Source organism: Rhizobium sp. C1 (assembly GCF_021026335.1).
Lineage (GTDB): Bacteria > Pseudomonadota > Alphaproteobacteria > Rhizobiales > Rhizobiaceae > Ensifer_A.
In genome coordinates, this window is sequence record NZ_JAJNCY010000005.1 from 147,319 (window position 1) to 165,018 (window position 17,700).

13 protein-coding genes are annotated in these 17,700 nt (G+C 61.9%); 5 read left to right on the top strand and 8 right to left on the bottom strand.

Features of this window, described 5'->3' with window-relative positions:
- The first annotated feature begins 146 nt into the window (after positions 1-146).
- From arfA to LQK83_RS12730, 5 genes are all read left to right on the top strand, one after another.
- Positions 147-1,658, top strand: coding sequence for an arabinosylfuranosidase ArfA (gene arfA, locus LQK83_RS12710; protein ID WP_230837773.1), 1,512 nt, complete (start codon positions 147-149; stop codon positions 1,656-1,658).
- A gap of 35 nt (positions 1,659-1,693) precedes the next feature.
- Positions 1,694-2,794, top strand: a complete 1,101-nt coding sequence (locus LQK83_RS12715; protein ID WP_230837774.1) for an ABC transporter ATP-binding protein — start codon at positions 1,694-1,696, stop codon at positions 2,792-2,794.
- Positions 2,787-3,707 carry a carbohydrate ABC transporter permease gene (locus tag LQK83_RS12720; protein ID WP_230837775.1) on the top strand — a complete coding sequence of 307 codons (921 nt, stop codon included), beginning with the start codon at positions 2,787-2,789 and terminating at the stop codon, positions 3,705-3,707. Before LQK83_RS12715 ends, LQK83_RS12720 begins: the two co-directional genes overlap by 8 nt.
- Positions 3,707-4,555, top strand: a complete 849-nt coding sequence (locus LQK83_RS12725; protein ID WP_230837776.1) for a carbohydrate ABC transporter permease — start codon at positions 3,707-3,709, stop codon at positions 4,553-4,555. The genes LQK83_RS12720 and LQK83_RS12725 overlap by 1 nt, the downstream gene beginning before the upstream one ends.
- 90 nt (positions 4,556-4,645) lie before the next feature.
- Positions 4,646-5,965 (top strand): extracellular solute-binding protein, encoded by a 1,320-nt coding sequence (locus LQK83_RS12730; protein ID WP_230837777.1) that lies wholly within the window; start codon positions 4,646-4,648, stop codon positions 5,963-5,965.
- Positions 5,966-6,055: 90 nt separating this feature from the next.
- On the opposite strand, the gene LQK83_RS12735 is transcribed toward LQK83_RS12730, so the two are convergent.
- From LQK83_RS12735 to LQK83_RS12770, 8 genes are all read right to left on the bottom strand, one after another.
- Positions 6,056-7,138, bottom strand: coding sequence for an ABC transporter ATP-binding protein (locus LQK83_RS12735; RefSeq protein WP_230837778.1), 1,083 nt, complete (start codon positions 7,136-7,138; stop codon positions 6,056-6,058).
- An 11-nt stretch (positions 7,139-7,149) separates the two neighbouring features.
- Positions 7,150-9,096 carry a glycoside hydrolase family 127 protein gene (locus tag LQK83_RS12740; RefSeq protein WP_230837779.1) on the bottom strand — a complete coding sequence of 649 codons (1,947 nt, stop codon included), beginning with the start codon at positions 9,094-9,096 and terminating at the stop codon, positions 7,150-7,152.
- A gap of 13 nt (positions 9,097-9,109) precedes the next feature.
- A complete protein-coding gene (locus tag LQK83_RS12745; protein WP_230837780.1) occupies positions 9,110-9,973 on the bottom strand; it encodes a carbohydrate ABC transporter permease in 864 nt (287 codons plus the stop codon).
- Positions 9,970-10,905 carry a carbohydrate ABC transporter permease gene (locus tag LQK83_RS12750; RefSeq protein WP_230837781.1) on the bottom strand — a complete coding sequence of 312 codons (936 nt, stop codon included), beginning with the start codon at positions 10,903-10,905 and terminating at the stop codon, positions 9,970-9,972. Before LQK83_RS12750 ends, LQK83_RS12745 begins: the two co-directional genes overlap by 4 nt.
- 105 nt (positions 10,906-11,010) lie before the next feature.
- Positions 11,011-12,243 (bottom strand): ABC transporter substrate-binding protein, encoded by a 1,233-nt coding sequence (locus LQK83_RS12755; protein ID WP_230837933.1) that lies wholly within the window; start codon positions 12,241-12,243, stop codon positions 11,011-11,013.
- Positions 12,244-12,284: 41 nt separating this feature from the next.
- Entirely contained in the window at positions 12,285-13,301 is a 1,017-nt protein-coding gene (locus LQK83_RS12760; protein WP_230837934.1) for a LacI family DNA-binding transcriptional regulator, read from the bottom strand.
- 192 nt (positions 13,302-13,493) lie between these two features.
- Positions 13,494-17,030, bottom strand: coding sequence for an urea carboxylase (gene uca, locus LQK83_RS12765; protein WP_230837782.1), 3,537 nt, complete (start codon positions 17,028-17,030; stop codon positions 13,494-13,496).
- A 12-nt stretch (positions 17,031-17,042) separates the two neighbouring features.
- On the bottom strand, positions 17,043-17,693 hold the full coding sequence (locus tag LQK83_RS12770; protein ID WP_230837783.1) for an urea amidolyase associated protein UAAP2: 651 nt from the start codon (positions 17,691-17,693) through the stop codon (positions 17,043-17,045).
- Positions 17,694-17,700 lie beyond the last annotated feature (7 nt).

Genomic DNA, 17,700 nt, shown 5'->3' on the forward strand with positions numbered 1-17,700 from the left:
GCGTCATAATTTCAATATACTAATACCCTGAAGGAAATTTCCAGGGCGCGTTCTCGCCCGAATGCCTTGACCTTCACCGGATTTTTCGATTTAGTATCCGTAATGACGATCCATATCGTCTTTTACGATACACATGGGAGGAATTCATGAAGGTGTCCGTCGTGGCGCATCCGCAGTTTGTTGTCGCGGATATCGACCCGAGGCTCTATGGCTCGTTCATCGAGCATCTTGGCCGCGCGGTTTACACGGGCATCTATGAGCCCGGCCATGCCACCGCTGACGAAAGCGGCATGCGCCAGGACGTCCTCGATCTCATCAAGGAAATCAACGTTCCGATCGTGCGCTACCCCGGCGGCAACTTCGTCTCGGCCTATAACTGGGAAGACGGCGTCGGCCCGAAGGAAGAACGTCCCGTCCGCCTCGATCTTGCCTGGCATACGTCCGAGAGCAACGAAGTCGGCCTTCACGAATTTGCCGACTGGTGCGTTTCCGCCAATACCGAGATGATGCTCGCCGTGAACCTCGGTTCGCGCGGTCTCGATGAAGCCCGCAATCTCCTCGAATATGCCAACCATCCGGGCGGTTCCGAATGGAGCGACAAGCGCATCGCCAATGGCCGCAAGGAGCCCTTCGACGTCAAGCTCTGGTGCCTCGGCAACGAGATGGACGGCCCCTGGCAGATTGGCCACAAGACGGCCGACGAATATGGCCGCCTGGCACACGAGACCGCCAAGGCCATGCGCGCCTTCGACAAGTCGCTCGAACTCGTCGTCTGCGGCTCGTCCAACGCCAAGATGCCGACCTATCCGGAATGGGAAGCGACCGTTCTCGACCATACGTATAACGAGATCGATTACATCTCGCTCCACATGTATTTCGACAATCATGCCAATCACACGCCGAACTATCTGGCGATGAACGAGAAGCTCGACGACTACATCATGACGGTCGCCGGCGTGATCGATTACATCAAGGCCAAGAAGCGTTCGTCCAAGCAGGTCTACATCTCCTTCGACGAATGGAACGTCTGGTATCACTCCAAGGAGCAGGACAAGAAGATTCTGGAAGGCGCCGATGGCTGGCCCTTTGCGCCGCCGCTGCTCGAAGACATCTACAATTTCGAGGACGTCCTGCAGGTCGGCCTGATCCTCAACACCTTCATTCGCCGTTCCCATGTCGTGCGGATCGCCTGCCTGGCGCAGCTCGTCAACGTGATCGCGCCCATCATGACCTCGCCGAATGGTGCTGCCTGGCGGCAGACCATTTTCTACCCCTACATGTTTGCCTCGCGCTATGGCCGCGGCAAGGCGCTCGATCTCAAGGTCGCCGGCCCGACCTACAAGAGTGATGTCGCAGGAGACGTTTCCTGCCTCGACGTGTCGGCCGTTCACGACGAGAAGGCAGGTGCTGTCAGCTTCTTCATCGTCAACCGTTCGGACAAGGATGTTGAAGCGGAGTTCGACATCGCCGCCTTCGGCAAGAATGCCAGCATCATCGATCATCAGGTCATGACGCATTCCGATCTGAAGGCTGTCAACACGGAAGCCGACATGATGAATGTCGCGCCGAAGAAGGCCGACACGGCGTCTCTCGCGAACGGCAGCCTCTCGGCCAAGTTCGCTCCCTATTCCTACCAGATGATCCGGATCAAGACCTGAGCCGGATTTCCGGTCCGGTCATGGGAGGAGAGACAATGACGGCAAGCATCGACATCAACAAAGTGACCAAGCAGTTCGGTTCGCTGACCGTTCTCGATGAACTGTCGCTTTCCATTCCAGCCAACGAGTTCGTGGTCTTCCTCGGACCGTCCGGCTGCGGGAAGTCGACGCTGTTGCGCATGATCGCCGGGCTTGAGAGCGTCGATGCCGGCGAGATCCTCATCAATGGCGAGCGCATCGACAACCAGCCGCCCGGCCAGCGCGGCGTGGCCATGGTGTTCCAGTCTTATGCGCTCTACCCGCACATGACCGTGCGCGACAACATGGCGTTCGGCCTGAAGAACATCTCGGTCGAACGCTCCGTCATCGATGCGCGCATTGCCGAAGCCGCCCGCATGCTGGAAATCGGTCACCTGCTCGACCGCAAGCCGGGACAGCTCTCCGGCGGCCAGCGCCAGCGTGTCGCGATCGGCCGCGCGGTGGTCAAGGAGCCGAAGGCTTTCCTGTTCGATGAGCCGCTTTCGAACCTTGACGCAGCGCTTCGTACCCGCACCCGCATCGAGCTTGCCCAGCTGCACCAGCGTCTGAAATCGACCATGATCTTCGTCACCCACGACCAGATCGAGGCGATGACGCTCGCAGACCGCATTGTCGTCATGAACAACCGCAAGATCGAGCAGATCGGCGCGCCGATGGAGATCTACAACCGACCTGCCACGCGTTTCGTCGCCGGTTTTGTCGGTGCACCGGCGATGAATTTCCTGCCCGTGAAGATCAGGGCCGAAGGCGGGCTCGTCGTTGCGGAGAGCGGTGCAGGTCTCAGGATCGCGACGGCCATTGCGGCAGAGGGGCTTCCGGGCGGCGATTACGAACTCGGCATTCGCTCCGAACATGTTCGCATCACACAACCCGCCCCCGATGCCGCGGAAGGTATCGTCGACGTGCTCGAGCGGCTTGGCGAACGGACACTGGTCTATGTGCGACTCGGAGACGGCCACCAGATCGTCGGCTCGGACAGCGGCGACAGCCGCGTCGCCGTCGGCGACCGGGTGGGCCTGGCCTTCGAGGGCGCCAAAGCCCATCTGTTTGAGGCCGCGGGTCGGGCCTGGCACGGCCAGGAGGGTGGCCATGGCTGAGCCGCTGACCGCCACCGCCGGAAACGGCTCTCGCGCCAAGAGCGTCGACATCTATGCGCCGCAATGGCGTAACTTCCTCTTCGTCGCGCCCTACCTCTTCATCTTCGCCGCTTTCCTGGTCTTTCCCCTCTTTTGGGGCGTCTGGCTATCGTTCCACAAGGCAGACACCTTCTCGTCAGGCCGCTTCATCGGTTTCGACAACTATGTCCGGCTCTTCCGGGACGGCATCTTCCTGCAGTCGATCTGGAACACGTTCTACTTCGTGTTTCTCACGGTTCCGGCACTCGCCCTGATCGGCCTGTTCCTGGCGCTCTGCCTCAACCGGCAGACCCGTAGTGCGGCGGTGCTGCGCACACTCTTCTTCTCGTCCTCGGTTCTGTCCGTCACCATCGTCACGCTCATCTGGCGCATCGTCTACATTCCGGACATGGGCCTGCTGTCGATGATCTATGGGTTCTTCGGGGCAAAGGCACCCGCCTTCCTGTCGGACCCTGACCTTGCGATGATCGGCATCGCGATTGCCACGGTCTGGTGGTGCATCGGCCTGCCGATGATGCTCTTCCTTTCAGCGCTCCAACAGATCCCGCAGGACATTTATGAGGCGGCAGCGCTCGACAATGCCAATCGCTGGCAGACGCTGCGCTCCATCACACTGCCCTCGATCAAGCGAACATTCGTCCTCGTGGTCATCATCCAGATCGTCTTCCAGTTCCAGCTCTTCGGACAGGCTTGGCTGATGACCAAAGGTGGCCCCAACAACCTGACCAAGCCGATCGTGCTCTACATCTACAACACGGCGTTCCAGCGCTGGGATATCGGCATGGGTGCGGCGGCCTCGGAAATCCTGTTCCTGCTGATCCTTGTTGCCGCGATGGCGCAGTTTCTCCTCACCCGCAGAAAGGCAGATGCGTGATGGCTTCGCACAGCGCTGAAATCCGCGGCAGATCCTTTGGCGACAGGCTTCTCTTCGGCCTCGTGATCCTTCTGGCGCTCGCCATGGCCGGGCCGGTACTCTACGTCATCGCGCTGTCGCTCAAGGACAACAAGGAGCTGATGGTCGATCCGCATTCGGTCTTCCATATGCCCTACACGATCAAGAACTATATCGACACGATCGGCACGTCGAACGTGTTTTCCTGGGTGCTCAACAGCTTCATCGTCGCCGGTGGGTTGACCGTGCTGACGCTCATCCTGTCGTCGCTGGCCGGCTACGGCTTCGCGCGGCTGAACTTTCCGGGCCGCGATGCGCTCTTCGTGATCGTGCTTCTGGGACTTGCCGTGCCGGAACAGGCAGTGCTGATCGCCCGCCACCAGATCTTCAGCTGGCTCGGCCTCCACAATACCTATCCGGGCCTGATCCTGCCGGGTCTCTCCAGCGCCTTCGGCGTGTTCCTGATGACGCAATATTTCCGCGCCATCCCGAAGGAACTGGACGAGGCCGCGATCCTCGACAACGCGAGCCGCTTCCGCGTCTTCTGGAAGGTGCTGCTGCCGCTGACCGTGCCGGCTCAGGCAACGCTCGGCATCTTCACCTTCCTCGGCGCGTGGAACGACTATTTCTGGCCGCTGATCTCGGCGACCAAGAAGGAAATGTTCACGCTGACGGTTGGGATTGCCTCGACGCAGCAGAATTTCGCCCAGTCGCAAGGTATCGGCTTTCTGATGGCGCAGGCGGTCTTCGCAGGCGCGCCCATTCTGATCATCTATCTGTTTTTCCAGAAATATATCGTCACCGCCGTTTCTGGAGCGGCGGTCCGGTGAGGCAATGCGGCGGGCACGCAAAAAGCCCGGCGTTTGAGGGAACGGCGTCGTTCACAGATGGACGACGAAAATCAAACAGGAGGAAATGAGATGACCTTGAGGAAACTGTTTTTCGCCACCATCTCCGCTGCGGCGGTCATGATGGCATCGCCGAGCTTCGCGGCAACCGAATTGCAGGTTCAGCGCTTCTTCGGCGCCTGCGATGCCGATTTCGGCAAGAACACCGATGTCAGCAAGGCTGTTGGCGAATGCGGCATCATCACATCGCTGATCAACAAGTTTGCCGCCGACAATCCGGATATCAAGGTCAATGTGACCACCGTCGAATGGCCCGGCTACGACCAGCTGACCGCGCAGTTCGCCTCGGGCGATGCGCCGGACATCGTCACCATCCATGAATCCGCACTGTCCGACTATCAGTCGAAGGGCCTGCTGATGCCGCTCGACGATCTGTTGAAGACCGTTGGGGTCACGCCGGACCAGTTTACCGATGCCGCCAAGCAGGGCGCTACGAAGGATGGCAAGATCTACGGTCTGCCGCTCGACAACTGGACGATGCTCTACCACATCAACATGGGCCTCTTCAAACAGGCCGGCCTCGTCAATGCCGACGGCACGCCGATGCTGCCGAAGTCGCCGGAAGAACTCCTGGCGCAGGCCGAGCAATTCAAGCAGAAGACGGGCAAGCCCTATTTCGTGCAGAACCTCGCCAATGAGACTGCCCTCTTCACGCGCAATCTCTACACCTATCTCTTCCAGCAGAATTCCGACTTCTTCGCCGACCCGAAGAAGGTGAAGTTCAACACGCCGGAGGCCAAGAAGGTCGTCGAGATGTACAAGGCGATCTATGACAAGGACTACACGACCAAGAACCTCGACTATGCCGGCGCCATCAATGCGTTCCTCGCTGGTGAAGGTGGCGTTCAGCTGAACGGGACCTGGGTGGTGGGCGACTATAATGCCCAGTCAGAAAAGCCCGGCACCGCGCTCAACAAGGGCGGCTATGCGGTCTATCCCTATCCGCAGCTGTTTTCCGGCGCGCATGCGCAATATGCCGACGGCCACACCTGGGCAGTTTCCAAGAAGGATCGTACGCCTGAACAGACAGCCGCCATCGGCAAATTCCTGAAGTTCTTCGCCGACAACGACTTCGAATGGTCGCGCACCGGTCACCTGCCGGCCTACAAGGCCGTGATCGACTCCGCCAAGTTCAAGGCCCTGCCGCATCGCGACACGATTGCTGCCATCGCCACGCTCGGTAAGCCGCTGCCGTCTCAGGTTCAGCGCCAGTTCGCAATCCAGGACATCGTGGGTGAAGAAATGAGCGCCGCGGTCTCCGGCCAGAAGCCAGTCGACAAGGCGCTTGCGGATATGGAAAGCCGCGTCAACGAACTGCTCGCCAATCTTTGATCGGCTAGCTTTACGGCCCCCGCCGTATCCCGCGTCGCGCCCTCCCTCCCGGAGACGCGGCGCGGTTTTTTTTCGCGTGTTACTAAGGCTCTACCTTATGCGCAAACCGTCGGCCCCGAAGCAGAAGGTCTTGCCCTCGCTGGGAGACAGGAAGATCGTGTCACCGCTTGCATAGTCGCGGCCGCTGCGGTCTTCCACGACGAGGGACTGGCCGTCCGACAGCGCGCAATAAAGATAGCGCGTGCCGCCGAGATATTCGGCAAAATCGATGACCGCCTTCAGCGCGCTTGGCCGATTTTCAACGACCAGAAGATTCTCTGCGCGGATACCGATAACCAGCTTTTCACCGGCAGGCCGCATCGCGACGGAAACAGGCAGCTCGGTCTCGGCAAAACGGGCGGTTCCGTCCGCCTGCCACACGCCCTCGATCAGGTTGATGCGCGGCGAGCCGATGAAGCCGGCGACGAAAATGTTGTCGGGGTCTTCATAGACCTCGCGCGGCGTGCCCACCTGCTCGATGCGGCCGTCGTGCAGGATGACGATGCGGCTGGCGAGCGTCATTGCTTCGGTCTGGTCATGCGTCACATAGATCATCGTGTTGCCGAGCGTGCGGTGCAGCTTGGCGATCTCGACGCGCATGGAAACACGCAGTTCCGCATCCAGGTTCGACAGCGGTTCGTCGAAGAGAAACACATCCGGCTCGCGGACGATGGCGCGGCCGATGGCGACGCGCTGGCGCTGGCCGCCCGAAAGCTGGCCGGGCCTGCGCTCCTGCAGATGGGTGATCTTGAGGATATCCGCCGCCGCATCCACGCGGCGCGCGATTTCGTCTGCCGGCGTGCCGGCCATCTTGAGCCCGAAGCCGAGATTTTCCCGCACCGTCATGTGCGGGTAGAGCGCATAGGACTGGAAGACCATGGCAATGCCGCGCTCGGACGGGTCGAGATAGGTCACGTCCCGGTCGCCGATCGAGATTTCACCGTCGCTGACATCCTCAAGTCCGGCGATCATGCGCAAAAGCGTCGATTTTCCGCAGCCGGAGGGGCCGACGAAGACGATGAACTCGCCGCCCCTGATCTCCAGATCGATGCCGTGGATGACATCCAGCGCGCCGAATGTCTTGCGGATATTCTCGAGCCGGACGCCCGCGCCGGTGCGCTCGATGGCTTTCATCGCGGCCTCCATCATTGCGCCGGGAACCAGACGAGCATCGCGCCCGGCTCGCGGTTGTCCCACAGGTGATAGGGCACGAGTCGCACCTTGGCCGGCTCCGCCTCAGGCGGCGCGCTGCGGTAGAGCGCGTTGCCCCAATCCTCGGTCGTGTTACGGCGAACCTCGAGATCGAGCGCCAAGGCGCCGTTCAACTCGTCCAGAACCGCAGTACCGGCGACATTCGGGGTTTCACCGATGCGGAACGTGCTGAGATCGGCGCCATTGTCCACCTCTTCTGCGCAGTAGACCAGCGGACCGCGCATCAGCGAGACACGGCCTGCATCCTGCCGGACCTTGGGATGCGCGTAGAGCGGACGAAGCGCCAGCGGCAGGTCGAGCACGATGGCGTCGCCATCCTGCCATTCCCGCTCGATCCGGGCGTAACCATCTACCTCGACGGCCTTGAGATCGATCCGCTCACCGTTGAGAGCCAGCGTCGCGCCTTGCGCCCATTCCGGGATGCGCAGCGACAGCGTGAAGCGCGTGGATGCCGCCAGGCCAAGCGAGAGGTAAACGCTACCCTCATAAGGATAGGCCGTCTTCTGGGTGAGCTTGACCTTCGCTCCGCCGGCCAGATCAAAGCTCGCCGTGCTCTCGCCATAGAGGTGCACGGCGATATCCTTGTCCGAGGCCGCATACATGTAGGAGCCGACGGAGGCGACGAGGCGCGCGATGTTCGGCGGGCAGCAGGGGCAATGGTGCCATTTCCAGCGATGGTGCTTGCCGGTCGATTCCAGCGGGTTGTCGTAGAAGAAGGTCTTGCCGTCCAGCGAAAGGCCCGTCAGCGCGCCGTTGTAGAGCGCCTGTTCCATGATATCGGCGAAGCGGCGGTTCGGTCCGCGCCCCAGCATGCGGCTTGCCCAGAAGACGAGCGCGACGGAAGCGCAGGTTTCGGCATAGGCGGTGTCGTTGGGCAGGTCGTAATAGTCGGTAAAGCCTTCGTTGCTGGCCGACGGGCCGATGCCGCCGGTGATATACATCTGCTTCGTGGTCACGTCGTCCCACAAGGTTTCCAGCGCCGATGTCAGGCTGTCATCGCGATATTCCGTCGCGAGATCGGCCATGCCGGAATAAAGGTACATGGCGCGCACGGCGTGTCCGACAACCTTCTTCTGCTCACGCACCGGCAGGTGCGACTGGCTGTATTCGTAAGTGCCGAACACCTGGTTCTTCGGGTCGCGACCGTCCCGGCGTGCTTCCTCGTCGAAGAAATGCGGCTGCGTACCACGCTCGTCGACGAAGAATTTCGACAGGTCCAGATATTTCGTTTCACCGGTCACGCGGGCAAGCTTGACAAGGGCTAGTTCGATCTCCGGATGGCCGCAATAGCCCGGCAGCTGGTCCTCACCGTGACCGAAGACGGTCAGCATGTAATCGACATAGCGGCACATGATGTCGAGGAACTTGCGCTTGCCGGTCGCCTGGAAATAGGCCACCGCCGCCTCGATCATGTGGCCGGCGCAGTAGAGCTCGTGATGATCCCGCAGATTGGTCCAGCGGCGGCCGGGCGCGACGCGCTGAAACCAGCTGTTTACATAGCCGTCTTCCTGCTGCAGCTTTCCATAGAGATCGATGATCTCGTCGGCCCGTCTTTCCAGCTCGGCATTCGGCTTGCGATAAAGCGCATAGGCGATCGTTTCGATCGATTTGGCGAAATCGCTGTCCCAGAACATCTGCGTCGACACGCGCGCCTTGTATTCCGATTCCGGCACGGAAGGGCTCATGGCGTGATAGGGAATGACGAGGCCGGGGCTGGGCTGCGTCACGTCGATGGCCTGCAGCATGCCTGCACCTATGCAGCGGTCGAGCAGGATGGCGGCGGTGGAGTCGCAGACGGCGTCCTGCCACCTGCCCCAGAAGCCGCCAACGGACACCGCCGGCACCGGCAAGGGGCGGAACTGTTTCGAGGTCGAGGTCATCCCGATATCCTTTTCATTTCACTGCGCCGGCTGTCAGGCCGCGCATGTAGTAGCGTTGAAGCAGCAGAAAAACGATGACGCAGGGTATGATCATGACGACCACACCGGCCTGCACCGCTCCCCAGTTGATGGAACCCAGCCGGCCGACCCGCACCGCCGTCATCAGGACGGGCAGCGTATATTCGTCGTTGCTGGACAGGAAAATGAGGGCTGCGAGGAACTCGTTCCACGCATTGAGAAAGGCGAAGATCGCCACGGTCGCCACGCCCGGCATGACGAGCGGCAGGAGCACGCGCGTCAGGAGCTTCAGATCGCGCACGCCGTCGACACGCGCCGCTTCCTCGATTTCCTTCGGCACGGCGTCGAACGCATTGCGCATCATGAAAACCGAAAAGGGCAGCTGGAGTGTGACATAGACGAGCGTGAGACCGAAAAGCGAATTGTTCAGTTTCAACTTGGCAAGCATGATGAAAAGCGGCGTCAGGATCGACTGGAACGGGATCATCAGCGTCGCCATCAGCAGCACGAAGAGCACGTTCTTCATCGGAAAGCGGTGTCGCGAAAAACCGTAGCCGGCTAACAGGCTGATGACGACTGTGATCAGCGCGGTCGAAAGCGAGACGATCAGCGAGTTTATCGTGTGCTGCCAGATGCCCGCGCCAAACGTATCGAGTGCGCGATAGGCATCGAGCGAGAAGCCGTTTGTCGGCCATGGCGGGATCGGCGGCGAGGACGCCTCCTGCCCAGCCCGGAACGAGCCAAGAAAGGCGACGAGGAAGGGCGTCAGAAACAGCAGCGACAGAACGGACGCGCTGCCGTGAAAGGCGAAGATGCCGAGGACGCGGCGGCGTTGGAAAGACTTGCGCGCCTGTGTCATGCCCGTTCCCCCTTGTCGCGCAGCAGCCAGAACTGGGCGAGGCTCAGCACCAGAAGAATGACGAGAACCGCAATCGACAGCGCCGCGCCATAACCGAGATTGAACGACACGAAGGACTGGTTGACGATATAATAGACGATGGAAATCATGCGGTTCTGCGGTCCGCCGCTGGTCATGATGTAGAACTGGTCAAAGGCGAGGATCGAGCCTGTGACGGACAGGACGAGCGCCAGCGCCAGCGTCTTGCGCATCAGCGGCAGTGTCAGATAGCGAAAGCGCTGCCAGCGCTTGGCACCGTCGATGCGAGTCGCCTCGACCAGTTCAGCCGGGATCGATTGCAGGCCGGTCAGAAGGATGATCATGGTGAAGCCCGCAATCTTCCACACCACCATGGCGATGATGGTCCAGAAGGCGAGATCGAAGGTCGCCAGCAGATTGATGCGTCCGCTGGTCAGGCCAAGCTGCTCCAGAAGCGGCGAGAAAAAGCCGCTGTCGACATTGGAAAGCCAGGTCCAGAGCAGCGAGGCCGAGGCAAGCCCCACCACGACGGGCAGGAAGAAGAAGGTGCGATAGATCGGCACCGCGCGCCGCTTCTGCTCGACTAGCATCGCCATCGGAAAGGCAAAGGCGAAAATGACGACGGTTACGATGGCCGTGTAATAGGCAGTGAAGCCGAGTGCGCTGTAGAAACGCTCGTCGGAGAACATGCGGGTGTAATTGCGCAGACCGATCCATGTCGGCGCACCCAGCAACGGCCATTTGTGCAGGCTCATCCAGGCTGTGAACAGCACCGGGAACACGAAGAAGACGAGCACCAGGATCATCGCCGGCGCGATGAAGAAAAGACCCTTCAGGGCTTCCTTCCTGCGCCTGTTCGGCCGATGGGCGCTCGCCTGCGGGCGTGTCTTTCCGGATGTACTTGTGGCGGTCATGTCTTGAACTCGCACTGAGTATGGCATCAAGGATCTGTCGGGAGCCGGACACTGAAAGGTCCGGCCCCCGATGGGACGCGGGATCGCCCCGGGAGGATCGTCACATCACTGCGCGTCGTCGATGATCTGCTGCATCTGCGCCTGGGCGTCCGAGAAGGCCTTGTTCTCGTCGCCATAGATCGCGGCGTGGGTGAAGGCGGCCCAGGGACCGTTGGCGCTGTTGATCAGATCGTTGAACTGCAGCGTGTAGGGCGTCTTGGCGACCGCAATGGCATCGACGCCGACCTTCATGCGCGGGTCGAGACCGGCGAGCACTTCATTGGCGAGATCGCCGCGCGTCGGCAGGCTGCCATACTTGGCCATGATCTTCTGGCCTTCCAGCGAATAGACATATTCGAGGAAGCCCTTCACCGCATCGAGCTTCTTGGTGCCCTTGGTGACGACAAAATTGTCGCCGCCGGCGAAGGATGAGGGCTTGCCGTCCACGCTCGGGATGAGCGTGACGCCGAAGTTCAGCTCCGGATGCTGGGTAATCAGCGTGCCGATCGAGAAGGCGCCGAGCGACTGCTGACCGATCTTGCCATTGGTGATCGAGAGGAAATTGGTGCCGTTGTCCGTCGCCGAACCCGGCGGGACGAGATCCTTCTTGACCATGTTGCGGTAGATGTCGACCGCCTTGCGCATTTGCGGCGTATCGAGCGTTGCCTTCTTGCCGTCCGCGGAGAGGATGTCGGCCCCGGCACCCCAGACGAGCGGAGTAAAGGTGAAGATCATGCAGCCGCCACAGCCGCCGCCGGAGAAGTAGAAGCCATAGGTATCCTTGCCGAGCGCGCGGATTTTCTCGGCATTGGCGGTGATCTCTTCCCAGGTCTTCGGCGCTTTGTCGGCATCAAGCCCTGCCTTTTTGTAGAGGTCCTTGTTCCAGGCAAAGATCGAGGTCTCGACGGAGAGCGGCATGCCGTAGATATGCCCTTCATAGGTGCCGAGGCGCACATGCGAGGGCGACAGCGACTTGAAATAGGGCAGGCCCTCGGCCCATTTCGTCAGATCCTCAAGCTGGCCCGAGGCGGCGAAAGACGGCGTGTAGATCAGATCGAGCGACAGCGCGTCAGGTGCCTGGCCGCCAGCTATTGCCGTGGCATATTTCTGCACGAGCTCGGAAAAGGGAACCTCGGTCAGCTCGACCTTGTCCTTGTGGCCGGCATTGAAGGCCTTGACCGTCTCCTTGAAACTGTCCCCGACGCCGGAACGGACCCACATCTGGATCGTATCCGCCCAGGCGGCCGGCGCAATCAGCATCGCGGCAAGCGTTGTCGTGGCAAGCAATTTTCTCATGATATTTCCTCCCAACAGGGGCTCTCCTCAGCCCGAAACTCTGTCTATCGATCGGCCGGTGCGCCGCCGCAGGAGCCGCGCACCACCAGCATACAGGGCAGCTTGCGCCAGCCCGGTTCGAGTTTTTGGCCCTCTCCCAGGGCCAAAACCGTAAGTCCCGCCTGCCGGCCCAGCTCCTTCAGGTTCATGTCCACCGTCGTCAGCGGCGGGCGTGACTGGGCAGCGACGATTTCCCAGTTGTCGAACCCGACCACGGAAACCTCGCCCGGCACCGAAACGCCAAGTTCGCGCAAGCCGTCGATCACGCCGCGAGCAATCATGTCATTGCCGCAGAAAATGCCATCCGGCCGCTCGCCGGCCTTCCACAGGTCAAGAATGGCTTCCCGGCCCCAGGATTCCGTCCACTGCCCATGCAGCACCGGCGCATCGCTGGCGGCGAGCCGGCGGAAGGCTGACGCGCGCTCCAGTGCCGCGATGAACGCGTCTGGCCCGGTGATATGCGCGAGCCGCTTGCGCCCCAGAGAAAGCAGATGCGAAACCGCAATCTCCGCCCCCTGAACATCGTCAGAGGCATAGGTAATGCTGCTCGGCGGTCCGGCCGTGAAAGCATAGACCACCGGCACTGGCAGGTCGGACAGATCGACCGGCAGCGCGCGATCGGTGCGCTTGCCGGTGGCGATGATACCATCCACCTGCTTGTCGAGCATCGCCTCGACATGCACCCGCGCCAGCGCCGGATCGTCCTCGATGGCGCAGAGAAAGACAGAGACACCCTTGTCTACCAGCGCCTCCGACACGCCCGCCATCAGCGGCAGCGTGAAGCGGCCGTAGGTGTCGTTCGTCAGAAGCCCGATGGTCAGGGACCGCCGCGACAGAAGCCCCCGCGCCAATGCATTCGGCCGAAAGCCGATTTCTGCAGCGATCCGTTTGATCCGCACCCGCGTCTCTTCCGCCATGCGGCCCGTGTCGTTCAGCGCTTTGGAAACGGTAGACACGCTCACGCCGGCGGCACGGGCCAGATCGTGTATCGTCGTGCGTGCGTTTTTCGAGTCCTGTGTCAGCGCTGCCTCCCATCGCTTCCTGACGAGAGAAAACCTTTTCTCATAGTCATAGTCAATATGAGAAAACGTTTTCTCAAAATTTTCCTGAAGTAGGCTTCCCGCCAACACCGATTGTGCGGCGCAAACAACAGAGGGTCTTCGGGGGCATGAAAGGCCGCCGGCGAAGACGTCGGCGAGCCTCGTTCCCGTCGTTCAGGCGGTTTCCAGGACGGCCAGAACATCGCCGGCACGCACCGCCCGACCGGGACTGGCACGCACCTCGCGCACACGGCCATCGGCATGGGCGGAGATCGCGATTTCCATCTTCATGGATTCGATGATGGCGAGTGTGTCGCCCGCCTTCACCCGCGCGCCGGGCTCGACGAGCACCTTCCAGACATTGCCGGGCACGGCGCTTTCGATGCCAATGCAGCCCTCCGGGATGTCGCCCGCCATGGGCTGGCCGGCTCCGTCGTCGGCGGAGAACGTGTCGAGCCCCTCCTCCTTCCAGCGCCGCCGCTCTGCCTCGAAGGCGGATTGCTGGCCCTGCTTGAAGGCCGCTATGGCCCCGGCATTGGCCGCAAGATCGGCCTCGTAGGCGGCATAGGAAAACTCGCCCTCCTCGATGCGCACCGGATAACCGCCATGCGGAAACGCGGCGCGCGCCTCGGTCAGCTCGCCATGCGTGACGGGGAAGAACCGGACTTGGTCGAAGAAATCGAGCAGCCACGGCTTGTCCTTCGAAAACACCTGCGTCTGCCGCCATGTGTTCCACATCTGGATCGTGCGGCCGAAGAGCTGGTAGCCGCCCGGCCCTTCCATGCCGTAGATGCACATATAGGCCCCGCCGATCCCGACCGCGTTTTCCGGCGTCCAGGTGCGGGCGGGATTATACTTCGTCGTCACCAGCCGCTGCCGCGGATCGAGCGGCGTGGCCACCGGCGCGCCGAGATAGACGTCGCCGAGGCCCATGACCAGATAGGAGGCGTTGAAGATCGTGTCCTTCACCGCCTGCTCGTCGGCCAAGCCGTTGATGCGGCGGATGAACTCGATGTTCGACGGGCACCAGGGCGCATTGGGGCGCACCAGTTCCTGATACTTGCGCATGGCAAGCTCCGCTTCCGGATCGTTCCACGACAGCGGCAGCCAGACCGTGCGGCTCGGGACCTTGACGCTCGCAATATCCGGCAGCGAGGCCTCGATTTCGCCCAGCAGACCGAGAAGCGTCGAGCGCTTCAACGCCGCGCCATCGTAATGCACCTGCAGCGAGCGGATGCCGGGCGTGAGATCGATCAGCCCCGGCAGCTTCTCCGACTTCAGCGCCTGCATCAGAAGATGCGCGCGCAGACGCAGGCCGATGTCGAGCTGCATCGGGCCATATTCGACCAGCAGATTGTCGTCGCCCTGCCGGCGATAGACGACCGGCACAGGCGTATCGTCACGCTGCGCGAGGACCGGAGAACCGGCCTTTGCACCGAGACCAATGACGGTCGGCCCTTCAACCGGGTCTTCCTCCCGATGAACCGCATGAAACCGGATCGTATCGCCGGGCTTGAACTGACCCATTTTCCACTGCTCGTCGCCCGCAATGACCGCCGGGCAGACGAAGCCGCCGAGGCTCGGGCCGTCGGGCCCGAGGATGATCGGCATGTCGCCGGTAAAGTCGATCGCGCCAATTGCATAGGCATTGTCGTGCAGGTTGGAAGGGTGCAGCCCGGCCTCGCCGCCATCGGCGCGCGCCCATTGCGGTGCGGGGCCGATCAGGCGAACGCCGGTGCGGGCGGAGTTGTAATGCACCTCATAAGCCGTCGAGAACAGCGTCTCGATATCCTTTTCGAGGAAGAAATCGGGCGCGCCGTGCGGACCATAGAGCACGCCGACCGACCATTCGCGCGTCAGCGGCGCGGGCTGCCCAGCGGGTTTCACGCCGGCTTGCGATGCGCGGGCGAGCCGCAGCACGTGACCAGCACGCAACGTGCCCGTAGCGTGGCCTCCGAACTGGCCGAGCCCGAACGTGGCGCGCGAACCGAGCACGACCGGAGCCGCAAAGCCACCGGCGACGGCGAGATAGGCACGCTGCCCCGCCCCTTCGATCTGGCCGATGCTCAGCGTTTGACCTGCCTTCACCACGACCGGTGCATCATGCGCCACCGGCGCACCGTCCAACGTCATCGGCATCCGCGCGCCGGACAGCGCCACGGTGATATCGGAGAAGAATTTCAGCACCGGACCGGAGACCGTCAGTTCGAGCGCCGCCGTCTCGTCCGCGTTACCGACCAGACGATTGGCGTGGCGGAAAGAATAGTCGTCCATCGGGCCCGATGGCGGAACGCCGACATGCCAGAGGGCTATCCGGCCCGGCAGTTCCTGCAGGCTCGACTGCGCGCCGGGCGCGATGACCTCGACCACATCCGGCACGAAGGCGAAGTCCTTGAGCGCCGTCGTCGCGACATCGCCGCTGGCGAAAAGATCGGAGGCGGCAATGGCCTTCAGATAATCGAGATTGGTCTCGATGCCCGAAATCGCCGTGCCGTCGAGCGCCTGCTTCAAGGCGGCAATGGCCGCATCGCGATCGTTCGCCGCAACGATCACCTTGGCAAGCATCGGGTCGTAGAAAGGCGTGACTTCGGTTCCGGTCTCGATCCAGCCATCGACGCGAATGCCTTCGGGAAACACGACTTCCGTCAGAAGCCCGGCGCTCGGACGGAAACCGGCATGGGGCATTTCGGCATAGACGCGCGCCTCGATCGCCGCGCCCTTCGGGGTCAGCGTCTCCTTGCCGGTCAGCACATCCTCGCCCGCCGCCTGCCGGATCATCCATTCGACGAGATCGAGGCCGAACACGGCTTCTGTTACCGGATGTTCGACCTGAAGCCGCGTATTGACCTCGAGAAAATAGAATTCCTCGCGCTTCGGATCGTAGATGAATTCCACCGTGCCGGCCGAGGCATAGTTCGCCTGCCTGCCCAGCGCCACGGCGGCGGCATGCAGGCTCTTGCGCACAGCATCGGATAGCCCCGGCGCCGGCGTTTCCTCGATCACCTTCTGGTTTCGCCGCTGGAGCGAGCAGTCACGTTCGCCGAGCGACATCACCCTGCCCTTGCCGTCGCCGAAGATCTGCACCTCGACATGCCGGGCTTTTGCCACGAAACGCTCCAGATAGACGCGCGCATCGCCGAAGCTGGCGCGCGCCGTGCGCTGCACGGTCTCGAAGGCCGCCTTCAGCGCGCCTGCATCCTCGCAAAGCTGCATGCCGATGCCGCCGCCGCCTGCGGTGGATTTCAGCATGACGGGGTAGCCGATGCGTTCCGCCTCCGTTAGCGCTTCCTCGACGGTGTCGAGCAGGCCACTGCCGGGCAGCAGCGGAACGCCGCTTTCGCGCGCGATTTCACGCGCGGTGTGCTTCAGCCCGAAAGCCTGGATATTCTCCGGCGTGGGGCCGATGAAGGCGATGCCCTCTTCCGCCAGACGGGCGGCGAAACCGATATTTTCGGAGAGAAAGCCATAGCCCGGATGCACGGCCTCGGCCCCCGTCGCCTTGCAGGCGGCGACGACGGCCTCGACATTCAGATAGCTTTCGGTCGCCGGGGCCGGACCGAGGCGCACGGCCTCATCCGCCATCTGGACCGCCTTGGAAAAGCGATCGGCATCCGAATAGACGGCGACGGAGGCGATGCCGAGTTGTTTGCAGCTGCGGATGATCCGCACGGCGATTTCGCCGCGATTGGCGATCAGGATTTTCTTGAACATGACCGGCCCCGTTTAACGCTCGTCGTTCCAGACGAGGACGCGGATCGGCGTCGGGTCGAAACCGTTGCAGGGATTGTTGATCTGCGGGCAATTGGAGATGACCATCAGGACATCCATCTCGGCCTGCAATTCCACATAATCGCCGGGCGCGGAAATGCCGTCGACAATGGTCATGGTCGCATCGGGCGCGATCGGCACGTTCATGAAGAAATTGATGTTCGGCGCGACATCGCGCTTGCTCATGCCGTGCTTGGACACCTCGATGACGAAATTGTCGCGGCAGGCGTGCAGATATTTCGTACCGTGGCCGAAACGCACCGTGTTGCTCTCGCAGGAGCAGGCACCCGCCGAGGTGTCATGCCGGCCGCAACTGTCGGCGGTCATCTTGAGCATGACGCGGCCCTCGTTCGACATGATCTTCGTGCCGGTCGAGATATAGGCCGCGCCCTGTTCGCGCATCGTGTCCTGATTGGAATAGCGCTCGGAGAAATCTTCCGCATTGTAGAACAGCGTATCGATGGCCTGCTGGCCGTAGCTGTCCTCGATGCGCACGATCTGCCCCTTGCGGATGACGGTCGAAAACGGCGCTTCGGCCGGGATGTGATGGTCCTGAACGGCAGCCTCGATCGTGCGGGCCGGCGATGTCTGGATGAAATCGGTCATGATCGTC